At 62.5% G+C, this 19070-nt stretch carries 19 protein-coding genes; 8 read left to right on the top strand and 11 right to left on the bottom strand.

Annotated elements, in window-relative coordinates:
- Positions 1-100 precede the first annotated feature (100 nt).
- Positions 101-2569 (top strand): TonB-dependent receptor, encoded by a 2469-nt coding sequence (locus tag K1X80_RS15245; RefSeq protein ID WP_220172261.1) that lies wholly within the window; start codon positions 101-103, stop codon positions 2567-2569.
- A 112-nt stretch (positions 2570-2681) separates the two neighbouring features.
- Complete coding sequence (locus K1X80_RS15250) at positions 2682-3503, top strand: AraC family transcriptional regulator (protein ID WP_057436815.1); 822 nt, start codon at positions 2682-2684, stop codon at positions 3501-3503.
- Position 3504: 1 nt separating this feature from the next.
- Here the strand turns inward: K1X80_RS15250 and K1X80_RS15255 are convergent, their stop codons facing one another.
- On the bottom strand, positions 3505-4092 hold the full coding sequence (locus K1X80_RS15255; protein WP_220172262.1) for a LysE family translocator: 588 nt from the start codon (positions 4090-4092) through the stop codon (positions 3505-3507).
- Positions 4093-4189: 97 nt separating this feature from the next.
- On the bottom strand, positions 4190-4786 hold the full coding sequence (locus K1X80_RS15260) for an NUDIX domain-containing protein (RefSeq protein WP_057959507.1): 597 nt from the start codon (positions 4784-4786) through the stop codon (positions 4190-4192).
- A gap of 183 nt (positions 4787-4969) precedes the next feature.
- Between K1X80_RS15260 and K1X80_RS15265 the strand changes: the two genes are divergently transcribed.
- The gene (locus tag K1X80_RS15265; RefSeq protein WP_200659813.1) at positions 4970-6139 is read left to right on the top strand and encodes a diguanylate cyclase; all 1170 of its coding nucleotides are present in this window, start codon (positions 4970-4972) and stop codon (positions 6137-6139) included.
- Between the two features lie 74 nt (positions 6140-6213).
- A complete protein-coding gene (locus K1X80_RS15270; protein ID WP_198817537.1) occupies positions 6214-7098 on the top strand; it encodes an alpha/beta hydrolase in 885 nt (294 codons plus the stop codon).
- A 202-nt stretch (positions 7099-7300) separates the two neighbouring features.
- Here the strand turns inward: K1X80_RS15270 and K1X80_RS15275 are convergent, their stop codons facing one another.
- Positions 7301-7513 carry a PLDc N-terminal domain-containing protein gene (locus K1X80_RS15275; protein ID WP_057959387.1) on the bottom strand — a complete coding sequence of 71 codons (213 nt, stop codon included), beginning with the start codon at positions 7511-7513 and terminating at the stop codon, positions 7301-7303.
- Positions 7514-7618: 105 nt separating this feature from the next.
- Positions 7619-7828, bottom strand: a complete 210-nt coding sequence (locus tag K1X80_RS15280; RefSeq protein ID WP_057436825.1) for a DUF3079 domain-containing protein — start codon at positions 7826-7828, stop codon at positions 7619-7621.
- 176 nt (positions 7829-8004) lie between these two features.
- Here K1X80_RS15280 and K1X80_RS15285 point away from each other — a divergent pair, with 176 nt between their 5' ends.
- Genes K1X80_RS15285 through K1X80_RS15300 form a run of 4 tightly spaced genes read left to right on the top strand, consistent with a single transcriptional unit; the run spans position 8005 to position 11077 of the window.
- Positions 8005-8535, top strand: coding sequence for an iron transporter (locus K1X80_RS15285; protein ID WP_057959386.1), 531 nt, complete (start codon positions 8005-8007; stop codon positions 8533-8535).
- Complete coding sequence (locus K1X80_RS15290) at positions 8536-8859, top strand: cupredoxin domain-containing protein (RefSeq protein WP_057436827.1); 324 nt, start codon at positions 8536-8538, stop codon at positions 8857-8859.
- Positions 8860-8876: 17 nt separating this feature from the next.
- Complete coding sequence (locus tag K1X80_RS15295; RefSeq protein ID WP_057959385.1) at positions 8877-9719, top strand: FTR1 family protein; 843 nt, start codon at positions 8877-8879, stop codon at positions 9717-9719.
- Between the two features lie 32 nt (positions 9720-9751).
- Positions 9752-11077: a 4Fe-4S binding protein gene (locus tag K1X80_RS15300; RefSeq protein WP_057959506.1), complete on the top strand. Its 1326-nt coding sequence runs from the start codon at positions 9752-9754 to the stop codon at positions 11075-11077.
- A 194-nt stretch (positions 11078-11271) separates the two neighbouring features.
- Here the strand turns inward: K1X80_RS15300 and K1X80_RS15305 are convergent, their stop codons facing one another.
- The 7 genes from K1X80_RS15305 to K1X80_RS15335 all read right to left on the bottom strand — a co-directional run bounded on the left by K1X80_RS15305 (position 11272) and on the right by K1X80_RS15335 (position 19070).
- On the bottom strand, positions 11272-12891 hold the full coding sequence (locus K1X80_RS15305) for a methyl-accepting chemotaxis protein (protein ID WP_057959384.1): 1620 nt from the start codon (positions 12889-12891) through the stop codon (positions 11272-11274).
- Positions 12892-12991: 100 nt separating this feature from the next.
- Positions 12992-13687: an anaerobic ribonucleoside-triphosphate reductase activating protein gene (locus tag K1X80_RS15310; protein ID WP_057959383.1), complete on the bottom strand. Its 696-nt coding sequence runs from the start codon at positions 13685-13687 to the stop codon at positions 12992-12994.
- Positions 13684-13839, bottom strand: coding sequence for an anaerobic ribonucleoside-triphosphate reductase (gene nrdD / locus K1X80_RS15315; protein ID WP_038441552.1), 156 nt, complete (start codon positions 13837-13839; stop codon positions 13684-13686). Before nrdD ends, K1X80_RS15310 begins: the two co-directional genes overlap by 4 nt.
- A 64-nt stretch (positions 13840-13903) precedes the next feature.
- Entirely contained in the window at positions 13904-15898 is a 1995-nt protein-coding gene (locus tag K1X80_RS15320; RefSeq protein WP_057959382.1) for a ribonucleoside triphosphate reductase, read from the bottom strand.
- A gap of 96 nt (positions 15899-15994) precedes the next feature.
- The gene (locus K1X80_RS15325) at positions 15995-17047 is read right to left on the bottom strand and encodes a YhcG family protein (protein ID WP_220172263.1); all 1053 of its coding nucleotides are present in this window, start codon (positions 17045-17047) and stop codon (positions 15995-15997) included.
- Positions 17048-17167: 120 nt separating this feature from the next.
- The gene (gene moaA, locus K1X80_RS15330) at positions 17168-18154 is read right to left on the bottom strand and encodes a GTP 3',8-cyclase MoaA (RefSeq protein WP_057959380.1); all 987 of its coding nucleotides are present in this window, start codon (positions 18152-18154) and stop codon (positions 17168-17170) included.
- A 1-nt stretch (position 18155) separates the two neighbouring features.
- Entirely contained in the window at positions 18156-19070 is a 915-nt protein-coding gene (locus tag K1X80_RS15335) for a peptidylprolyl isomerase (RefSeq protein ID WP_057436839.1), read from the bottom strand.

Here is a 19070-nt window from a genome sequence, read left to right on the forward strand (position 1 = left end):
GGCGAGCAGTTTTTTTGGCTCCACCTGTTCCCCTTTTCGACGTTCGTTCGGTTAACCCAGCAGACGCTTTCATATTCGCCGAATCCGTAGGGAACCTTCCATGTCGCAACCCGCTGCTTTCACGCTGCGCCCCCTGGCGCTGGCCATCACCGCGACCCTGCTCTGCCTGGGCCCGCTCAATGTGCAGGCGGTGGAAACGCCGTCGACCCAGGAAACCACGCGCAGCTACAACATTGGCGCCGGGTCGCTGGTCAGCGTGCTGAATCGCTTTGCCGAGCAGTCCGGGGTGTTTATCGCCGGCCACAACAGCCTGGCAGCCGGGAAGACCAGCCCTGGACTCAGTGGCAGCTACACCCCCGCAGCCGGCTTGCAGCGTTTGTTGCAAGGCAGCGGTTTGCAGGCCCAGCCCCAGGGCGACAATGGCTATGTGCTGGAGCTGGTGCCGCTCAATACCGGCGAGCTGGAGCTCGGTGCCACCACCATTTCCGGCGTGGCCCTGGGCGCCACCACCGAAGACAGTCATTCCTACACCACCGGCTCGATGGCCTCGGCCACCGGCCTGCCGCTGTCGATCCGCGAGACGCCGCAGTCGGTCACCGTGATCACCCGCCAGCAGATGGATGACCAGGGTTCCAACAACATCGCCGACACCCTGCGCCGCGCCCCTGGCGTCAGCGTGCAGAACTACGACAGCGAGCGCTGGGAGTTCTCCAGCCGTGGCCTGCCGATCACCAATTTCCAGTACGACGGCGTCAACTCCACCTATGACGGCGTGTATGACTACGGCACCACCAGCACCGACATGGCGGTGTACGACCACCTGGAAATCATCAAGGGCTCATCGGGCCTGATGAGCGGTTCGGGCGACCCGTCGGCCACGGTCAACCTGATCCGTAAAAAGCCCACCAAGGACTTCAAGGCCTCGGTTACCGGCACCGTGGGCTCCTGGGACAACTACCGCACCGAAGGCGATATCTCCGGGCCGCTGACCGAGTCGGGCAATGTGCGCGGGCGTTTTGTCGGGGTTTATCAGGATCGCTCGTCGTACCTGGACCACTACCAGCACACCAAGGACATTGCCTACGGCATCCTCGAAGCCGATCTGACTCCCGACACCCTGCTGACCTTCGGTATCGACCAGCAGGACACCCGCTCCCGTGGCGCCAGCTGGACCGGTTTCCCGATGTATTTCAGCAATGGCAATCGCACGAATTTCTCGCGCTCGTTCAACCCGGCCGCCGACTGGAGCCGCCGCGACTTCCAGAACCAGACAATCTTCGCCTCGGTCCAGCAAAAGCTGGCCAACGACTGGTCGCTCAAAGTCAGCCTGGACCGCAAGCGCAGCCAGCACGACACCTTGCTCGCCTCCGCCAGTGGCGGCAACCCGGACCAGGTCACTGGTGAGGGCATGTACATGTTCATGGGCAAGTACAAGGGCGACCAGGTGCAGAACACCCTTGACGTCAACCTCAGCGGCCCGTTCAGCCTGTTGGGTCGCGAGCACGAGTTGATCATGGGCTTTATGGCAACCCGCTCGAAACAGGACGTGCCGGTCTACGGTTCGATCTACCCGCCGGTGGGCGGCAGCATTTATGACTGGCGTGGTGAGTACGCCAAGCCGGATATCCCGCGCAGCGGCCAGAACGATATTGTGCAACGCCAAACCGGCGCCTACCTGGCGACCCGCCTCAAGCCTACCGATGACCTGTCGGTGATCCTGGGTACCCGCGTCAGCAATTTCAGCAACACCGACACCACCGACTTCTACGCTGCGACGAGTACCGACGCCCGCACCAGCTACAAACAAACCGGGGTGGTGACGCCCTACGCCGGGGTGGTCTATGACCTCAACGACATCTGGTCGGTGTACAGCAGCTACACCAAGATCTACCGCCCGCAAAACAGCAAGGATGCCGACCGCAAATTGCTCGACGCGATTGAGGGCGACACTTATGAAGCCGGGCTCAAGGCGGCCTTTTTCGACGGCCGCCTGAACGCCAGCTTCGCCGCGTTCCGCATCGAACAGGACAATGTCGCGCAATACGTCTCGGGCTTTGAAAGCGACTCGATCTATAGCCCGATTGCCGGCGCCACCACCAAGGGCTTTGAGGTGGAACTGGCCGGCGAAGTGCTGGACGGCTGGAATGTCTCGGCCGGCTACACCTACCAGCACACCCGCGATGCCAACGACGATTACGTCTACAGCTCGGTGCTGCAAACCACCACGCCGCAACAAGTGGTGCGCCTGTTCAACACCTATCGCCTGCCGGGCGCGCTGGACAAGGTGACCCTCGGCGCCGGGATCAACTGGCAGAGCGAGTTCTTCGGCAATGTGTTCCAGCCCAACCCGAATGACACGGTCAACTTTGGCCAATACGCGCGCATCACCCAGGACAGCCACTACCTGGTGGACCTGATGGCACGCTATCGCTTCAACGAGCACTTGAGCGCGACGTTGAACGTGAAAAATGCCCTGGATAAAAAGTACTACACCGGCCTGGGCAACTTCGGCACCGGGTTCTACGGCGAGCCGCGCAGCCTGCAACTGGCGACGCGCTGGGACTTCTAAGCCTGGGGGGCGCCCCCTGAGAAATGTGGGGGCTTGCCGGCTTCTACATAAGGTCGGCGGCGTATTTATGTGCAATCATCGTGGTCCTACAAGGTCCCCCGGAGATTGCACCATGGCGCTGCCCGACCTCGCCGCCCCACGCTTCTGGCGTGATGCCAGCCTGCCGTTTATCGAGGCGCGTACCATCGAGGATGGGCGCAAGGTCTGCTACACCCGGCATGCCCACGACCACTTCTCGATTGGCGCGATCACCGCCGGGCAAAGCCTGTATCTCCATGGCCCGGACACCTTCCACATCCGCGCCGGCACTGTGGTGCTGATGAACCCGGGCGATGTGCATGCCTGCAACCCCATCGACGACCAACCCTGGTCGTATCACATGCTCTACATCGACACGCCCTGGCTGACCGATCTGCAACACCAGTTGGGGTTTGCCAGTGACTTGGGCTTTCGCCGCTTCGACGCGACCCATACCGACGACCCGCTGCTGTTTGCCGGCCTGTTGGAGCTGTACACCGTGCTGGTCGACGAGCACACCGAGCACCTGCAGAAACACAGCGCCGTGGTGAGTTTTTTCACTGAGGTGCAACTGCGCCTGAACCCGGCTGCCGAGCCTGTACGCGAGGTCAATCACAAGCTGGAACACGCCGCCGAGTACATCCGCGCGCATTGCACCGAGGCGCTGAAGCTGGAAGCAATCTGCCAGGCGGCGCAGCTGTCGCCGTCTTACCTGATCCGCGCGTTCAAGCAGGCTTACGGCATGACGCCCCATGCGTTCCTGATCAACCAGCGCGTCCAGTTCGCCCGCAACCAGTTGCGTAGCGGCCACCTGATTGCCGATGTGGCACTGGCCGCCGGTTTTGCCGACCAGGCGCATCTGCAGCGCACGTTCAAGCAACACCTGGCGGCCACGCCGGGGCAGTATCGCGGCTGACTCACGCCAGCAACAGGTACACCACGCTGATCACCAGCAACAGCGCCATGGCCCGATTGAACAGGCGCATGCCCCGGGCATTGCTCAGGTAACGACGAAAGAACGTGCCGACATACGCCCAGCACGCCACCGATAGATAGCAAATCACCAGGTTCACCGCCGCCAGTTGCCAGACCCGCGCGGCCTCGCCATCGGCCGCAAACAGGCCCATGCCCGCCACACACGCCAGCCAGGCCTTGGGGTTGAGCCATTGCATGACCGCGCCATAGAGCATCGACGGCGCAACAGCCGCGTCTTGCGCATCCAGCCGGCCGTCGTCCATCGCCAGCTTGTAGGCCATGTACAGCAGAAAGGCCACCCCGCCCCACTGGATGCCCTGGGTCAGGATCGGCCAGCGCACCAGCAGTTCGTGCAGGCCCAGGCCAATCAACACCAGCAGCAAGGTGAAGCCCAAGGCCGCGCCGGCCACGTGTTTCTGGCTGGCGGCAAAACCAAAGCGCGCGCCCGAGCCAAGGGCGACCACATTGACCGGGCCGGGGGTGATGGACGTCGCCAAGGCGAAGGCGGCCATGGACATGATCAAACTCATTGCACTTCCTTTTTTGTAATGACAGGTGGACAGGCCTGTACGCTACGTCCCTTTAGCCAGTGCGTATTGAAGAAAATGCCCCTGGAGGCGCTGGCTTCTACGCCTGGGTCAGCGCCGCCTTGAGCAGCCGCAGCTCCAGGTATTGCAGGAGCATGATGGTCTTGCCATCGACAATTTCGCCGCGGCCAACCATGGCGATGGCCTCGTCGAATCCCAACTCCAGCACCTGAATATCTTCGCCTTCGTGCTCCAGCCCGCCGCCCTCGCCCACGCGGTCGCCAGGTTGGTACTCACCGATAAAGAAATGAATGCGCTCGGTCACCGAGCCCGGGCTCATGAAGGCCGAGTAGATTTTCTCCACGTGGCCTACGCGGTAGCCGGTTTCTTCCTCGACTTCCAGGCGAATACGTTCCTCGGGGCTGGCGTTGTCCAGCAAGCCAGCGGCGGTTTCGATCAGGTAGCCGTCATGACCATTGACGAAGGTCGGCATGCGGAACTGGCGGATCAGCAACACTGTGCGCTGCAAGGTGTTGTACAGCAGGATGGTTGCACCGTTGCCACGGTCGTACACCTCGCGGGTCTGGGCTTGCCAGCTGCCGTCCCGGCGACGCAGGTCGAAGCTGTATTTTTTCAGCAGGTACCAGTTGTCCGAGAGCAACTCTTCGGCGGTGATGCGTACGGGGCTGTTGTCCATGGGGAGCCTTTTGGTCGCAGGGTCGCGCAGCATGTCGGTGACGCCCTGCCAGCGTCAAGCTGTCCATAGGCCAGCATTGTTATGGGTTATCCAGCTACAATTGCGCCCTTTGTGCACAGGATCACCGCCCAGGCATGTATCCGACGGGGTGATCTCGACAGTGCATCCTTCGGGGTCAAGGACATGATGCTGCACATACCGACGCTCCTGATAGTTGCCGTCTTCGTTTTTTGCCTGATGGGCTTGCTCACCGTGCATGCCTGGCATCGCGTACGTGAGCCGACCCTGGGCTATCTTGGCGTGATGCTGTTGCTGGCCTCCCTCGGCACGGCGTTGATGGTCGTGCGCGGGGTGGGCGTGGACTTCGTCGCGCTGGTGCTGGGCAATGTGGTGCTCCTGATGAGCGCGGCAATGAACTGGACCGCCATGCGCCTGTTTGTCCAGGGCAAGCCACACCTGCCGGGCATCCTCGCCGGGCCGGCGCTGTGGCTGGTGATGTGCCTGGTCCCGCAGTTCTATGGCTCGATGTCCAGCCGGGTGACCCTGTATTCCCTGATAGCCGCGAGCTACGGCGTGCTGTCGGCCCTGGAGTTGTGGCGCCACCGTCAACACCTGGAAGTGGCCTATCTGCCAGCCGTGGTGCTGATGCTGTTGCATACGACCTTTTACTGCGTGCGCGCCGTGCTCGATCCCGGCATGCCGTACAAGGACCCGAACGCATTGATGAACGACGGCGTACAGCTTTTTTCGTTCATGCTGTTCGAATCCATGCTGTATGCCATCGGCATCGCCTACGTCACCCTGGCGATGGTCAAGGAGCGCGCCGAACTCAACTTCAAGGCGGCCGCCTTCACCGACGTGCTGACCGGTATCGGCAACCGCCGGGCGTTCATGCTCCATGGCGAACAACTGCTGGCCGACAGCATGCAGCGCGGGCAGCCGGTGACATTGCTGTTGTGTGACCTCGACTACTTCAAGCGCCTGAATGACAGTTTTGGCCATCCCATGGGCGACCAGGCGTTGATCGCCTTCAGCCAACTGACCGCGTCGATCTTGCGCAAGCACGATCTGTTTGCGCGTATTGGTGGCGAAGAGTTTGCCTGCCTGCTGGCCAATACCGATGAACGAGGCGCCGTGCAGGTAGCGGAACGCATTCGCCAGCGGTTCGCCGAGCTGGACCTGCTGGCACCGGGGTTCCTCAGTGTGAGCATCGGGGTGGTGACCACCACGCCGGCCTGCCACGATCTGTCGCGCCTGCTGTCCCAGGCCGACCAGGCGCTGTATCGCGCCAAGGATCAGGGGCGCAATCGCGTGCAGACCGCCTGTAACACTTTGCAAGCAATCGCCCCCTGACGGTGGTCTGAATATTCCCCTCACTGGCCAGGCATCTGGTAAAAAACCGGCTTCGCTCCTGTCCTGGAACCTCCATGGCCCCACGTTTTCTCTCGCGCCTGCGTTTGCGCTGGTTGCCTCTGCTGTGCATGGCATTGCTGATCATCGGCCTGCCCGTGGGCTGCAATGTGCTTCAACACAAGGAGCGCGAGCTGGTGTTTCGCATCGAGCCCGGCACCGCCAGTTGGTACCGCGGCCTGCCGCAAGGCTTACAGGAGTTCGAGCTCAAGCCGGCCAGCTTCAAGTCCGGACAGAGCCTGCATGGCTGGTGGTGGCCGGCGGCGAAAAAAGACGCGCCGGCGATCCTGTACCTGCACGGCGTGCGCTGGAACCTCACTGGCCAGCTGTTTCGCATCGAGCAACTGCACGCCCAGGGCTACTCGGTGCTGGCCATCGACTATCGCGGGTTTGGCCAGAGCCAGGGCGACTTGCCGTCAGAGACCAGCGTCTATGAAGATGCGCGGATTGCCTGGGAGCGCTTCCAGGTGCTGCAACCTGATCCAGGCAAGCGCCTGATCTACGGCCATTCCCTGGGCGGCGCCGTCGCCATCGACCTGGCGGCCGAGTTGGGCCAGCAGGCCGCCGATAAACAGCTGCCGCCGCCGGTGCGCGGGCTGGTGATCGAGTCCACCTTTACCTCCCTGGCCGACGTGGCGGCGGCCGTGGCGAATACCTCGCTGCCGGTGCGCTGGTTGCTGTCGCAGAAGTTTGATTCCATCGACAAGATCGCCGAGATCCATATGCCCTTGCTGGTAGTGCATGGCCTTGACGACCGCTATGTGCCGCCGCGCTTCAGCCAGCAACTGTTTGATGCGGCCCTGGAGCCCAAGCACCTGCTGTTGGTACCGGGGGCCAGTCACAACAACAGCCTGAGCCTGGGTGGTCGCAGCTATCGCCAGGCGCTCCAGGGTTTGCTGTAAAACTGCGGATCCGGCACCGATTTCAGCGACGCGTGTCAAGCGCAAGCCGCACGCCAAAAGGCTTGCGAACGATCCTGATCAAATATTAACCGCGGGTTGAACCGCCAGCGCTGCCGGGCCCGCGCAAGGTTATCCACAGAGATACCCACGGTTTTCGTGGACAACTCTTTTGGCATTTAAACGATTTTTTTACGCGGGAGGTTCACCGATTGGCGCCGGCGTTTTCCTTGGCAATCGCCTTGGGCCCGGTGATCGCCCACAGAATCATGCCCAGCAGGGGCACGAATACAATCACCACGACCCACAGCATCTTGGTTTCGGCTCGACTGGCACTGCGCAATACGCAGTTGATCGCCCACAACTCAGCCAGCACCAACAGCGTTGCCAAAATAATCCAGATGTATTCGATTTGCATGGTTCACCTCCTGAGGTCATATACCTTAGGGCCAGGGGTGAACGTGAGGGTTCAGAAAAAATGCCAACGACTGCTCAGGCACCTGGCAAGTCCCCTCACCACCGGTCAGCCAGCTTCCGGCACTTTGTCCGTAGCAATCGGCAACTCAATCCCCCAATCACCATGCAGGTACCAATCGTCGCCGATCATCTCGGCCGGATGCATGGTGCGGTCAGCCCCGTTGCCGCAGGCCAGGGAGGTGGTTGCGCAGTAACGGTCACAGCCCCAGCAGATACGTTCGGGGTGTTTGGGGTTGAGCGGGAATGGCTTGGCCATGAGCAGGCTCCACAGCGGTGGGCAGTGATTGGATCCTACGGCTGGCGCCGCCCCACGGCCTTGACCAACGTCAAGAATGGTTATGTGTATATCCCTGGAAACTTGACAGGAATCATTATTATTTACAGCAAAGCTTTCTAGACTCGACTTCTCATTTGCCCTGTCAGGAAGTACCCATGCGTATCCCCTTCACGCTGTCACTGGCCCTGCTGTTGTCGACTGGCGCAGCCGTCGCCAAGGAATACCCGATCGGCGAGCCACAAATGTGCCCTGGCCTGGAAGTCGGCGCGGTCTATCTGCAACCGATCGAGATGGCACCGCCAGGCATGATGCGCGCCACCGCCGATTCGGATGTGCATCTGGAAGCCGATATCCGCGCCACCGCCGACAACCAGCAGGGCTTCCAGGAGGGCAGTTTCGTGCCTTACCTCAACGTGTCGTTCCGCCTGCAGAAACAAAGCGGCGCAAGCCCGATCATCGGTGAGTTCCACGCCATGGTGGCCAACGACGGGCCGCACTACGGCGACAACGTCAAGCTGCTGGGCCCGGGCAAATATCAGCTGACCTTTACCGTGATGCCGCCCAGCGGCCATGGCTCACTGGGCCGACACACCGATAAGGAAACCGGGGTCGCGCCGTGGTTCGAGCGCTGTGAAGTGCACTACGAATTCGTCTACGCGGGGATCGGCAAAAAAGGCGGCTACTGAATGCGCCGCCCCCTCGCCCTCTGCGCCTTGCTGGCCTGTGGCTCGGCCCTGGCCGCGCCCTTGCCCACCTATGAATTGACCCTGCAAGACGGCCACTTCACTCCGGCGCAACTCAAGGTGGCGGCCGGCCAGCGCTTCAAGATCGTGCTGAAAAACATCGGCCAGGGCCCGGCCGAGTTCGAGAGCACACCACTGCGCGTGGAAAAGGTGCTGTCACCGGGGGTCACCACCTTTGTGGTGATCCACCCGCTCAAACCGGGCGCCTATCCCTTTTTCGACGAATTCAACTCACAGCTGCCCGAAGGCAGCATCCTCGCCGAATAACGGCCCAGGAGCATTTGATGAATCAATCGATGTTTATCGTCTGGCGCGAAAGCGTCGAGGCGTTGCTGGTGATCGGCATCCTTCAGGCCTGGATCAGCCAGCAGCCCGAGGACTCGCGCCTGGGGCGCTTCCTGTGGGCTGGCGTGGTGCTGGGCCTGCTGTGTTCTGCCGGGCTGGCCTGCCTGATGCTGTGGGCCGGCGAAGCCATGAGCGGGCCTGGCGGCGAATGGTTCCAGGCCGGCATGACCCTGTTGGCAAGCCTACTGATGGTGCAGATGGTGTTCTGGATGCATCGCCACGGGCCGGGCCTGCGCCATACCCTGCTGCGCGAAGCCGACGAGCGCGCGGCACGCCAGGGTGGCCTGGGGTTGCTGTTGCTGGCGCTGCTGGCGGTCAGCCGTGAAGGCAGCGAGACCGTGGTGTTTCTGTACGGCGCCGGCGCCCATCTGGACGGCCCGGCATTGGCTCTGTTCGCCATTGGCGGCGGGCTGGGCCTGGTGTTGGCCGGGCTCACAGTGATGCTGCTGCGTAGTACACGCCGGTTGATTTCCTGGTCGAGTTTTTTCGCCCTCAGCGAGGCTCTGTTACTGCTGTTGGCGGCCTCCTTGCTGGTGGCCGCCGTGGAACGTATCGGCGGGCAACTGCTGGCGATGGACATGCCCAACTGGGTCTACACCCTGGTCGGCGAAGCCTGGTGGGACAGCAGCGTGCTGCTCAGTGACAGCCACGGCCTGGGCGCCGTGCTCGCAGGGTTTGCCGGCTACCGCGCGACGCCCAGCACTATCACCCTGCTGGTGCTGGCGGGGTATTGGTTGCTGGTCGGCCGCGGGCTGTACCGGGCCCGGCGAGCGCCGTTGTGAACACCCCCTGGCTGCAACGCCTGGGGGATGGCATGCGCCGCCATGCGCGGGTGATTCGTGGCGTGCAATGGGCCGTGGTGCTGTTCTACGCCGGGCTGCTGGTAGTGCCGGCGTGGCTGCCGCTGCCCGACAGCCAGGCACGCCTGCTGGATAACCTGACGCTGCTGGCACAGTTCCTGTTCTGGGGCCTGTGGTGGCCGTTCGTGGTGCTGTCCATCGTGTTGTTCGGCCGCGTGTGGTGCGGCGTGCTCTGTCCCGAGGGCTCCTTGAGCGAATGGGCCAGCCGCCATGGACGTGGCCTGGGCATTCCGAACTGGATCCGCTGGGGCGGCTGGCCCACGGTAGGCTTCTGCCTGACCACCCTCTACGGCCAGTTGATCAGTGTCTACGACTACGCCCAGGCGGCCCTGCTGATTCTCGGCGGTTCGACCGTGGCCGCCGTGCTGGTGGGGTTGTTGTTCGTGCGCGGCAAACGGGTGTGGTGCCGCTACCTGTGCCCGGTCAGCGGTGTGTTCGCCCTGCTCGCGCGCCTGGCACCGGTGCATTTCCAGGTCGACGAACAACGCTGGAAAGCCAACGACGGCCCGCGCCTGCCCTTGCCCAACTGCGCGCCGCTGCTGGACATCCGCCGCCTGCAAGGCGCCAGCGATTGCCACGCCTGCGGGCGCTGCAGCGGGCAACGGGGCGCGGTGCAGTTGATTGCCCGCTCATGCAATAGCGAAATCCTCCAGGCCCCACGCAAACCCGCGTTGGCCTGGGATACGCGCTTGTTGCTGTTCGGGGTGATCGGCCTGGCGATGGGCGCCTTCCAGTGGACCGTCAGCCCATGGTTTATCACGCTCAAGCAGTCCCTGGCGCAGTGGCTGGTGGAGCGCGACTGGCTGTGGCCATTGCAGGACAGCGCGCCCTGGTGGCTGTTGACCCATTACCCCCAGGCCAACGACAGTTTCAGTTGGCTGGACGGCTTTTGCATCGTCGCGTACCTGGGCGCCAGCAGCCTGCTGATCGGCGGCGCCTTGATGGGGCTGGTGCGCCTGGCCGCAAGAATCAGCGGTGATCGTGCACGGTATTGGGCCCTGGCGTTGACCTTGACGCCCCTGGGCGGTGCGGGGCTGTTCCTCGGGCTGTCGGCCACCACGGTGAAGTTGTTGCGCTACGAAGGGTTGCTGCTCGAATGGGTCCAACCGGCGCGCGGCGCATTGCTGGTCGGGGCTGTTGGTTGGTGTGTGTGGCTGGCGTGGACACAGCTGGCCGATCTACCCCTGGCGCGACGCTGCGCTGCCTCGGCTTGCCTGCTACTGGGTAATGGGCTGGTGGCGTATGGCTGGTGGCTACAGTTCTGGGGCTGGAACCTGTAAGACGCCGTTCAGTCAAGCGAACGCAATTCTCAAAGCGGCGCAGACCCCCTGTGGGAGCGGGTTTACTCGCGAAAGCCGTGGGTCAGTCAACATTAATGTTGACTGGCCCGACGTCTTCGCGGGCAAGCCCGCTCCCACAGGGGATCTGCGCTTAACTGAACGGCATTCGGGCAAGCCCGCACACAGGCCCAGCGCTAAACGCGGAATCTGGCGACTGTCAGGTGCAACTCGCTGGCCATTTGCGCCAGCTCATGCCCGGCCGTATCGGTATGCCGGGCCCCCAGCAACACCTGCTCGGACAGGTTGCGAATGCCCACCAGGTTGCGATCCACTTCCCGCGCCACCAATGCCTGTTCTTCGGTGGCGCTGGCGATCATCAGGTTGCGTTCGTTGATCTGCGAGATCGACTGGGTAATCGCTTCCAGCGCCTCGCCCGAGCGCTGTGCCACGCTCAAGGTGGCTCGCACCAGGTCGCTGCTGCCCTGCATCGCGGTCACGGCCTGTTCGGTGTCCAGGCGGATATTGCCGATCATCTGCTCGATCTCCTGAGTCGAGGCCTGGGTGCGATGGGCCAGGGCCCGCACTTCATCAGCCACCACCGCAAAACCACGCCCGGCATCCCCGGCCCGTGCCGCTTCGATGGCCGCGTTGAGCGCCAGCAGGTTGGTCTGGTCGGCAATACTGCGGATCACCTCCAGCACGCCGCTGATATCCTGCACCCGCCCGGCCAGTTGCTGGATGCGCACCGACGTGCCGCTCACGCCCTCTGCCAGGGTGCTGATCGAGGCGACGGTTTCCTGCACCTGATCACGCCCAAGCTGGGCGGTCTGCGCCGACAGACGCGAGGCTTCGCTGGTGCTGACGGCATTGCGCGCCACCTCATCCACCGCCGCCGTCATCTCGTTGACCGCGGTGGCCGCCTGTTCAATCTCCATACCTTGCGACTGCAGGCTACTGCTGGTCTGGCTACTGACCGCGCTCAACTCCTCGGACGAACTGGCCACGCGGTCCACCGACGCGGCGATCTGGCGCACCATTTCGTTAAGGTTGTGCTGCATCTGCTGCAGGTTCTTCATCACGCTGCCGTCAGCGCTGCCTGCCGTTGGCACTACCGTGGTCAGGTCGCCCTGGGCAATCTGGCTCAACACCCGCGCCGCCTCGTCGGGCTCGCCGCCCAGGGGCCGGGTCACGCTGCGGGTGACAATCACCGCTGCCGCCACCACCAGGGCCACGCACAGCAGAAACAGCCCGAGCATATTGCGCCGCGCGTCGCTGTACAGGGTTTGCGCTGCGTGTTCGCGCTCGGCAAAAATCTGCCCCTGCAGGGCCATCATCGCCTCCAGGCTCTTGAACACCGCCTGCTCGGCGGGTTGTACGTTTTGCTTGAGCTGGGCCACACCCTCGGCATGGGCGCCCTGGCGAATCAGTGCCTGCACCTGGGTAAAGGCGCCCACATAGGCTTCGCGGTGTTTCTTCAGGTCGGCGTAGGCCGCCTGGCCGGCGGCCGTATCGAACAACGGCTCTAACTGAGTAAAGGCGTCGGTGATGCGTTGCCGGGTAGTACCAATGGCCTGCTGGGCCGCCTGGTTATCCTGGTCGATCAGCAAGTCTCGGGTGTTGCGGCCGTTATCGCGCACACCGGTGGCAATCACCATGATCGGGGCGATTTTCGGCCAGTCCTGCTGCACGATCAGCTCCGACTGTTGTTTGAGGGTGCCCAGGTCGTGCAAGGCGTACAACGCCATGCCGGCCAGGGCCAGGGGGGCGATAGCAAAGCCGATGGCGATGCGGCGGGCGGTGGTTAATCGAGTCATGTCATAAGCTCCCTGATGAATACCTGCCCACAAGGGGCAGCATCTTTGTAGATCCGGTGGGAGTTCAGTCGCCACGCTTGAAAGGGGTTGTGCGAAAGGCTCAACCCCGTAAAACAAATGCCGGGAACAGTGCCCGCATTTTTTCCCACAGTTCTGGCAGCAAGGCTTGCGCCGAAACGCTCGGCAACTGCTCATCGAGCATGCGCGCGGTGCGCACCAGCTGCACGGCGAAACGCTTGACTCCTCGTTCCTGCAAACGCTGGGCCAGCAGCAGCAGGCGCTGCGGGTCAATCAGGTGCCAGTGCACGGTGGTGCGGCACTCATAGTCCACGCCGCTGTGCAGCAGCAGGTCGAGGCTGCGCCAATTGGCGGCGCCGCTGCCTTTGACCTGGGTGATCAACTGGCAATCCTCGGCCAGGGCCTTGACGTCGAACCCGACCCAGTCGGCATGGGCCAGGGCGTGGCCGAACGCGGCAGGCTTGATCCCGGCACTGTGCAGGCCAATGCGAAAGCCCATATGGCGCACTTCGTCCATGGCTGCCGGCAGGCCTTCCTGCAAGGTCGGTTCGCCGCCGCTGAACACCACGGCGTCCAGCAGGTCCTGGCGGCGTTGCAGAAACAGCAAAACCCGGCGCCAATCCACCTCATCGCTGCCGCGAGGGGGGATCAGGTCCGGGTTATGGCAATACCGACAACGCCAGGCGCAGCCCTGGCAAAACAGCACGCAGGCGAGCATGCCGGGGTAGTCGAGGGTGGTCAGGGGCACCAGGCCCCCGACCCGTAGCGCTCGGCTCATTGGCGCCCGGCCGCAGCGGCACTTTCGGTAAAGTGCGCACGCTCGCGATGCTCCGATTGCTTGCCGGGATTGAAGGCCGAAACCGGTCGGTGGTAGCCCATCACACGGGTCCAGACTTCACAGCGTTGGCGTTGGGGCTGAGAGGTTTGCATGGTCAATCTCCTTGGGGTGAAGCCTATTGCCAAACCGGCAACAGGCACTTGTGGTAACCACTGATTAATGGGGCAGGCCCAGGGCTTCGTCGCACTTGGGGCAGAACTCGTGTTCGCCCGCCAGGTAGCCGTGCACCGGGCAGATGGAGAACGTGGGGGTTACTGTCAGGTATGGCAGACGGAAGCGTCCCAGGGCCTTGCGCACCAGTTGCTTGCAGGCCTGGGCCGAGGAAATCTGCTCGGCCATGTACAGGTGCAACACGGTGCCGCCGGTGTATTTGCATTGCAGTTCGTCTTGCAGCTCCAGGGCTTCGAAGGGGTCTTCGGTAAAGCCCACCGGCAGTTGTGAGGAGTTGGTGTAGTACGGCGCATCAAGGCTGCCGGCCTGGAGAATCTCGGGGTAGCGCTTGAGGTCTTCCTTGGCAAACCGGTAGGTAGTGCCTTCGGCCGGTGTGGCTTCCAGGTTGTACAGGTGGCCGGTGTCTTCCTGGAAGCGCAGCAACGTGGCGCGCACATGGTCCAGCACCTGCAGCGCAAACTCGCGGCCACGGGCGGTATGGGTGCCCTCCTCGTCGCCGGTGAAATTACGCAGCATCTCGTGCATGCCGTTCAGGCCAATGGTCGAGAAGTGATTGCGCAAGGTGCCCAGGTAGCGCTTGGTGTAGGGATACAAGCCGGCGTCCATATGGTGCTGGATCACTTTGCGCTTGACCTCCAGGCTCTCCATCGCCAGTTCCATCAAGTGGTCCAGGCGTTGCAGCAGGCCACTGGTATCGCCCTTGAACAGGTAGCCCAGGCGCGCGCAGTTGATCGTCACCACCCCCAGTGAACCGGTCTGTTCCGCCGAGCCGAACAACCCGCCGCCGCGCTTGAGCAACTCGCGCACGTCCAGTTGCAGGCGGCAGCACATCGAGCGCACCTGGTTGGGCTGCATATCGGAGTTGAGGAAGTTCTGGAAGTACGGCAGGCCGTAGCGCGCGGTCATCTCGAACAGGCGGTCAGCATTTTCGCTGTCCCACGGGAAGTCATGGGTAATGTTGTAAGTCGGGATCGGGAAGGTAAACACCCGGCCCTTGGCGTCGCCCGCCTGCATCACTTCGATATAGGCGCGGTTGATCAGCTCCATTTCCACTTGCAGATCGCCGTAGGCAAATGGCATTTCTTCGCCGCCGATAATCGGGATCTGCTCGCGCAGGTCTTCCGGGCAGACCCAGTCGAATGTGAGGTTGGTAAACGGTGTCTGGGTGCCCCAGCGCGACGGCACATTGAGGTTGTAGATGAACTCCTGCACCGCCTGGCGGATCTCGGGGAACGTCAGTTGGTCCTTGCGCACAAAGGGCGCCAGGTAGGTGTCGAACGAACTGAATGCCTGGGCGCCGGCCCACTCGTTCTGCAGGGTGCCGAGGAAGTTGACCATCTGCCCCAGGGCGCTGCCCAGATGCTTGGGTGGCCCGGCTTCGACACGGCCAGGCACGCCATTGAGGCCTTCGTGCAGCAGCGTGCGCAGGGACCAGCCGGCGCAGTATCCCGCGAGCATGTCCAGGTCATGGATATGCAAGTCCGCCTCACGGTGGGCCTGGCCGATCTCCTGGCTGTAGACCTCGTCCAGCCAGTAATTGGCCGTGACCTTGCCCGACACATTAAGCACCAGCCCACCCAGGGAATAGCCTTGGTTGGCATTGGCCTGCACGCGCCAGTCCTCGCGGTCGAGGTACTCGTTCATCGAGGTGGCGACCTCCACGAGGGTCTTGCGATCCCGGCGCAGGCGCCCGTGCTGCTCGCGGTAGACGATATAGGCGCGCATCGCCATAAAGTACCCGGCATCCATCAACACCCGCTCGACGCTGTCCTGGATCTGCTCCACATCCAGCCGGGCGATCCCGCGCAACCTGGCGAGCACCGCCCCCAACAACAGATCGACCTCGGCCTCCTGATACTCGCCGGTGGCGTTACCGGCGGCGATTATCGCCCGGCGGATTTTTTCGGCGTCAAAGGCGACCTGGGTGCCATCGCGCTTGTGTAGGCGGGTACTGACCAGCGGGCTTGAGGTGATCTGCATTGGGGGCTCCAAACACTACATATAGATTTAATAGTTCGTATAAACACAAGATGCAGTGATGGTACGCAGTGAATGGCGGGTTGCAATTGACCAGGGTCAAGTTTGCGAAGACGTATCGTCACAGGCCAGTTCACGTTCAATCTGTTCAATGCTGGGCAAGCTGATTTGGAGTTCTGCCGGGAGGGAGTCGACCAACTGGTACTCCGCCACCCCGATGGGGCGAGCGCTGTCACGCAAAGCGTATTCAGCCACTATCTTGTTTTTGCTTTTGCACAGCAGCAGGCCGATGGTGGGGCTGTCTTGTGGGTGCTTGAGTTGGGCGTCCACCGCAGCGAGGTAAAAACCCAACTGCCCCAGATGTTCTGGTTTGAACTTGCCCGCCTTGAGCTCGATCGCGACGTAACAGCGCAGTTTCAGGTGATAAAACAGCAGGTCAAGGAAGAACTCCTCGCCGCCCACATCCAGCAGCACCTGCTTGCCGACAAAGGCAAAGCCTGCCCCCAGCTCCAGTAGAAAGTCGATGACATGCCTGATCAGTGCGCTTTCGATCTCGCGCTCCTGCGCGTCCAGGGTCAGTCCCAGAAAGTCGAAACGGTAAGGATCTTTCAGCGACTCGCGGGCCAAGTCCGACTGGGGCTTGGGCAGCAGGGTTTCGAAGTTGCTGACAGCATTGCCACTGCGCTCGAGCAAACGGGTCTCGATCTGCATGACCAGAATGTTGCGTGACCAGTTGTGTTCAATGGCTTGGGCGGCGTACCAGCGACGGGTTTCGGGGCCGGGTAGCTTATCGAGCAACGCTAATTGGTGATACCAAGGCAATTGTGCAAGCACCCCTTGCACAAACTCAGCGTCCGGCCAGGCTTCAGCAAATGCGCGCATGTACTTGAGGTTGCGTGGCGAAAAACCTTTCATATCAGGAAAAGCTGAACGCAAATCCCGCGCCAGACGCTCGATGACTTTTGCTCCCCATCCCTGCTGCGCCTGTCGGGTCAATATGTCCTGGCCAATCTGCCAGTACAGCAGCACCAGTTCACGGTTTACCGCCAGAGATGCACGCAGTTGGGCAGAGTGGATGCGGCTTTTCAGTTCTTTCAACCAGTCGCCATATCCCTCAGGTGGTGCGGTGAGGCCGTCAGGGGGTCGATTCATACCTAACTCCTTTTCGATAGTGCTCGTTGTAGAAACCGGCAATGGTAACGACCGAAAAAAGCCACGCGGGCCAGCGGAATGCCCTTGATACAAAACAATGGGAACTACCGTTGGCCAGCCTCACCCCCCACTCATATTCATAAACCGCACCACCTGCACCTCGCCCTGCCCGGTGAAATCATGGCGCAATGGCTTGCCCCGCAACGCCTTGTGCAGCGCTTCCACCAACGGCCGGTCATCCAGTGGATAACGGCGTACCAACGCCCGAAAATCCACCGCATTGTCCTGCCCCAGGCACAACAGCAACTGCCCTTCCACCGTCATCCGCACCCGGTTGCAGCTGGCGCAGAAGTTATGGGAGTTGGGCGAGATAAAGCCGATGCGCGTGCGCGGATGGCGGGCCAGGCGCACGTAGCGCGCCGGGCCGCCGCTGTTTTCGGTGCTGTCGAGTAAGCCATGATGCTCGGCGATCACCGCCCTCACCTGTTCGCTGGAGCAAAAGGATTCGCCCCGCGAGCGCCCTACATCGCCCAGCGGCATCTCTTCGATAAAGCTGATATCAATGCCCTGGTCGATGGCGTACTGCACCAGCGCCGGGACTTCATCGAAATTGCGCCCCTTCATCACCACGCAGTTGAGCTTGACCCGCTCGAACCCCGCGTCCCGCGCCGCCTCGATGCCGTCCAGCACCTGGCGCAGGTCACCGTTGCGGGTAATCGCGCGAAAGCGCTCGGGGTCGAGGCTGTCGAGGCTGATATTCATACGCTTGACCCCAGCCTCTACCAGCGGCCGGGCCAGGCGCCCCAGTTGCGTGCCGTTGCTGGTCATCACCAGCTCACGCAGGCCGGGCAACGCGGCGATATGGCGGCACAGTTCGACAATGCCTGGACGGATCAGCGGTTCGCCCCCCGTCAGGCGGATCTTGCGCACACCCTGGCTGACGAACACCGTCGCCAGCCGTTGCAGCTCCTCCAGGGTCAGGACCTGCTGGCGCGGCAGGAACGTCATGTTTTTCGCCATGCAATACACACAGCGCAAATCACAACGATCGGTCACCGACAACCGCAGGTAGTCAATGGAACGGCCCACACCATCCACCAGGCTCATGTCACTGCACCAACGGCGAGTCGGCGCCCTGCAGCGCGATGCCACGCACATCGGCCGCGCCAATCAGGGTTTGCAGGTATTGCACCAGTGCCTTCTGCCATACCCCTTGCTGCAACTGGGTGCGGATCGCCGTGGCCACCGCCTCGTATGGCAGCGCCTGGCCTTCGATGCGTTGATCGACGCAGATCACATGCCAGCCGTAGCGGCTTTCCAGGGGTTTGCCGGCTAGGCCCGGGGCCAGGGTGAACAACTGGCGCTCCAGCTCCGGCACGGTCTGGCCTTTGCTGACCTGCCCCAGGGAGCCGCCCTGGGCCTTGGAGGGGCACGCCGAATACTGCAGCGCCAGCTCGGCAAAGCTGCCGGGCGACTCTTCCAGGCTCTGCAACAGCACCTCGGCCTGGGCATGGGCCTGATGACGCGCCTCAGCATCATCCGGCGCGCACTCCAGCAGGATGTGGCGCACCGCCAGCAACGGCGCGCTGTGAAAGCGCCCGCGATTGCTCTCGAAGTAGCGCACACAAGTGGCCTCGTCGCAGTCCGGCACCTGGACTTCGCGCTCCAGCAACAGGCGGGTCGCCGCCTCCTCTTCGTTCTCGCCGGCGCCGACTTCCAGTTGCACACCCAACTCGCGAATCCGCTGCTGCAACAGCTCACGGATCACCAGCGCGCGGGCAGCGAGGAAAACTGCCTCTTCGCGGCTTTCAGCCGGGTGATACTGCAACTCCTGGGCCATGTTTTCCGGGGTGATCACCACCCCGTTGACGCTGACAATCGGCCATTCCTGCTCGCTACTGGCGATCAGTTGCGGCTCAACCGCCACCTCGACTTCGGGTACCACAACGTCCACAGCCTTGGCCGAAGAACTGCAACCGCCACCGCCCGCACCGCCGCCACCACATCCGCATCCTGTAGTCAT

This window comes from Pseudomonas sp. So3.2b (genome assembly GCF_019464415.1).
In the GTDB taxonomy this organism is placed as follows: Bacteria; Pseudomonadota; Gammaproteobacteria; order Pseudomonadales; family Pseudomonadaceae; genus Aquipseudomonas; species Aquipseudomonas shahriarae.

What these genes read in the sequence shown, in the direction of transcription:
- K1X80_RS15335 (WP_057436839.1), bottom strand. Translation starts at nt 19,070, where the DNA reads ATGACTACAGGATGCGGATGTGGTGGCGGCGGTGCGGGCGGTGGCGGT.
- K1X80_RS15320 (WP_057959382.1), bottom strand. Translation starts at nt 15,898, where the DNA reads ATGCAGATCACCTCAAGCCCGCTGGTCAGTACCCGCCTACACAAGCGC.
- K1X80_RS15285 (WP_057959386.1), top strand. Translation starts at nt 8,005, where the DNA reads ATGCGTATCCCCTTCACGCTGTCACTGGCCCTGCTGTTGTCGACTGGC.
- K1X80_RS15265 (WP_200659813.1), top strand. Translation starts at nt 4,970, where the DNA reads ATGATGCTGCACATACCGACGCTCCTGATAGTTGCCGTCTTCGTTTTT.
- moaA (WP_057959380.1), bottom strand. Translation starts at nt 18,154, where the DNA reads ATGAGCCTGGTGGATGGTGTGGGCCGTTCCATTGACTACCTGCGGTTG.
- K1X80_RS15310 (WP_057959383.1), bottom strand. Translation starts at nt 13,687, where the DNA reads ATGAGCCGAGCGCTACGGGTCGGGGGCCTGGTGCCCCTGACCACCCTC.
- K1X80_RS15275 (WP_057959387.1), bottom strand. Translation starts at nt 7,513, where the DNA reads ATGCAAATCGAATACATCTGGATTATTTTGGCAACGCTGTTGGTGCTG.
- K1X80_RS15260 (WP_057959507.1), bottom strand. Translation starts at nt 4,786, where the DNA reads ATGGACAACAGCCCCGTACGCATCACCGCCGAAGAGTTGCTCTCGGAC.
- K1X80_RS15295 (WP_057959385.1), top strand. Translation starts at nt 8,877, where the DNA reads ATGAATCAATCGATGTTTATCGTCTGGCGCGAAAGCGTCGAGGCGTTG.
- K1X80_RS15300 (WP_057959506.1), top strand. Translation starts at nt 9,752, where the DNA reads ATGCGCCGCCATGCGCGGGTGATTCGTGGCGTGCAATGGGCCGTGGTG.
- nrdD (WP_038441552.1), bottom strand. Translation starts at nt 13,839, where the DNA reads ATGCAAACCTCTCAGCCCCAACGCCAACGCTGTGAAGTCTGGACCCGT.
- K1X80_RS15245 (WP_220172261.1), top strand. Translation starts at nt 101, where the DNA reads ATGTCGCAACCCGCTGCTTTCACGCTGCGCCCCCTGGCGCTGGCCATC.
- K1X80_RS15255 (WP_220172262.1), bottom strand. Translation starts at nt 4,092, where the DNA reads ATGAGTTTGATCATGTCCATGGCCGCCTTCGCCTTGGCGACGTCCATC.
- K1X80_RS15290 (WP_057436827.1), top strand. Translation starts at nt 8,536, where the DNA reads ATGCGCCGCCCCCTCGCCCTCTGCGCCTTGCTGGCCTGTGGCTCGGCC.
- K1X80_RS15280 (WP_057436825.1), bottom strand. Translation starts at nt 7,828, where the DNA reads ATGGCCAAGCCATTCCCGCTCAACCCCAAACACCCCGAACGTATCTGC.
- K1X80_RS15325 (WP_220172263.1), bottom strand. Translation starts at nt 17,047, where the DNA reads ATGAATCGACCCCCTGACGGCCTCACCGCACCACCTGAGGGATATGGC.
- K1X80_RS15270 (WP_198817537.1), top strand. Translation starts at nt 6,214, where the DNA reads ATGGCCCCACGTTTTCTCTCGCGCCTGCGTTTGCGCTGGTTGCCTCTG.
- K1X80_RS15250 (WP_057436815.1), top strand. Translation starts at nt 2,682, where the DNA reads ATGGCGCTGCCCGACCTCGCCGCCCCACGCTTCTGGCGTGATGCCAGC.
- K1X80_RS15305 (WP_057959384.1), bottom strand. Translation starts at nt 12,891, where the DNA reads ATGACTCGATTAACCACCGCCCGCCGCATCGCCATCGGCTTTGCTATC.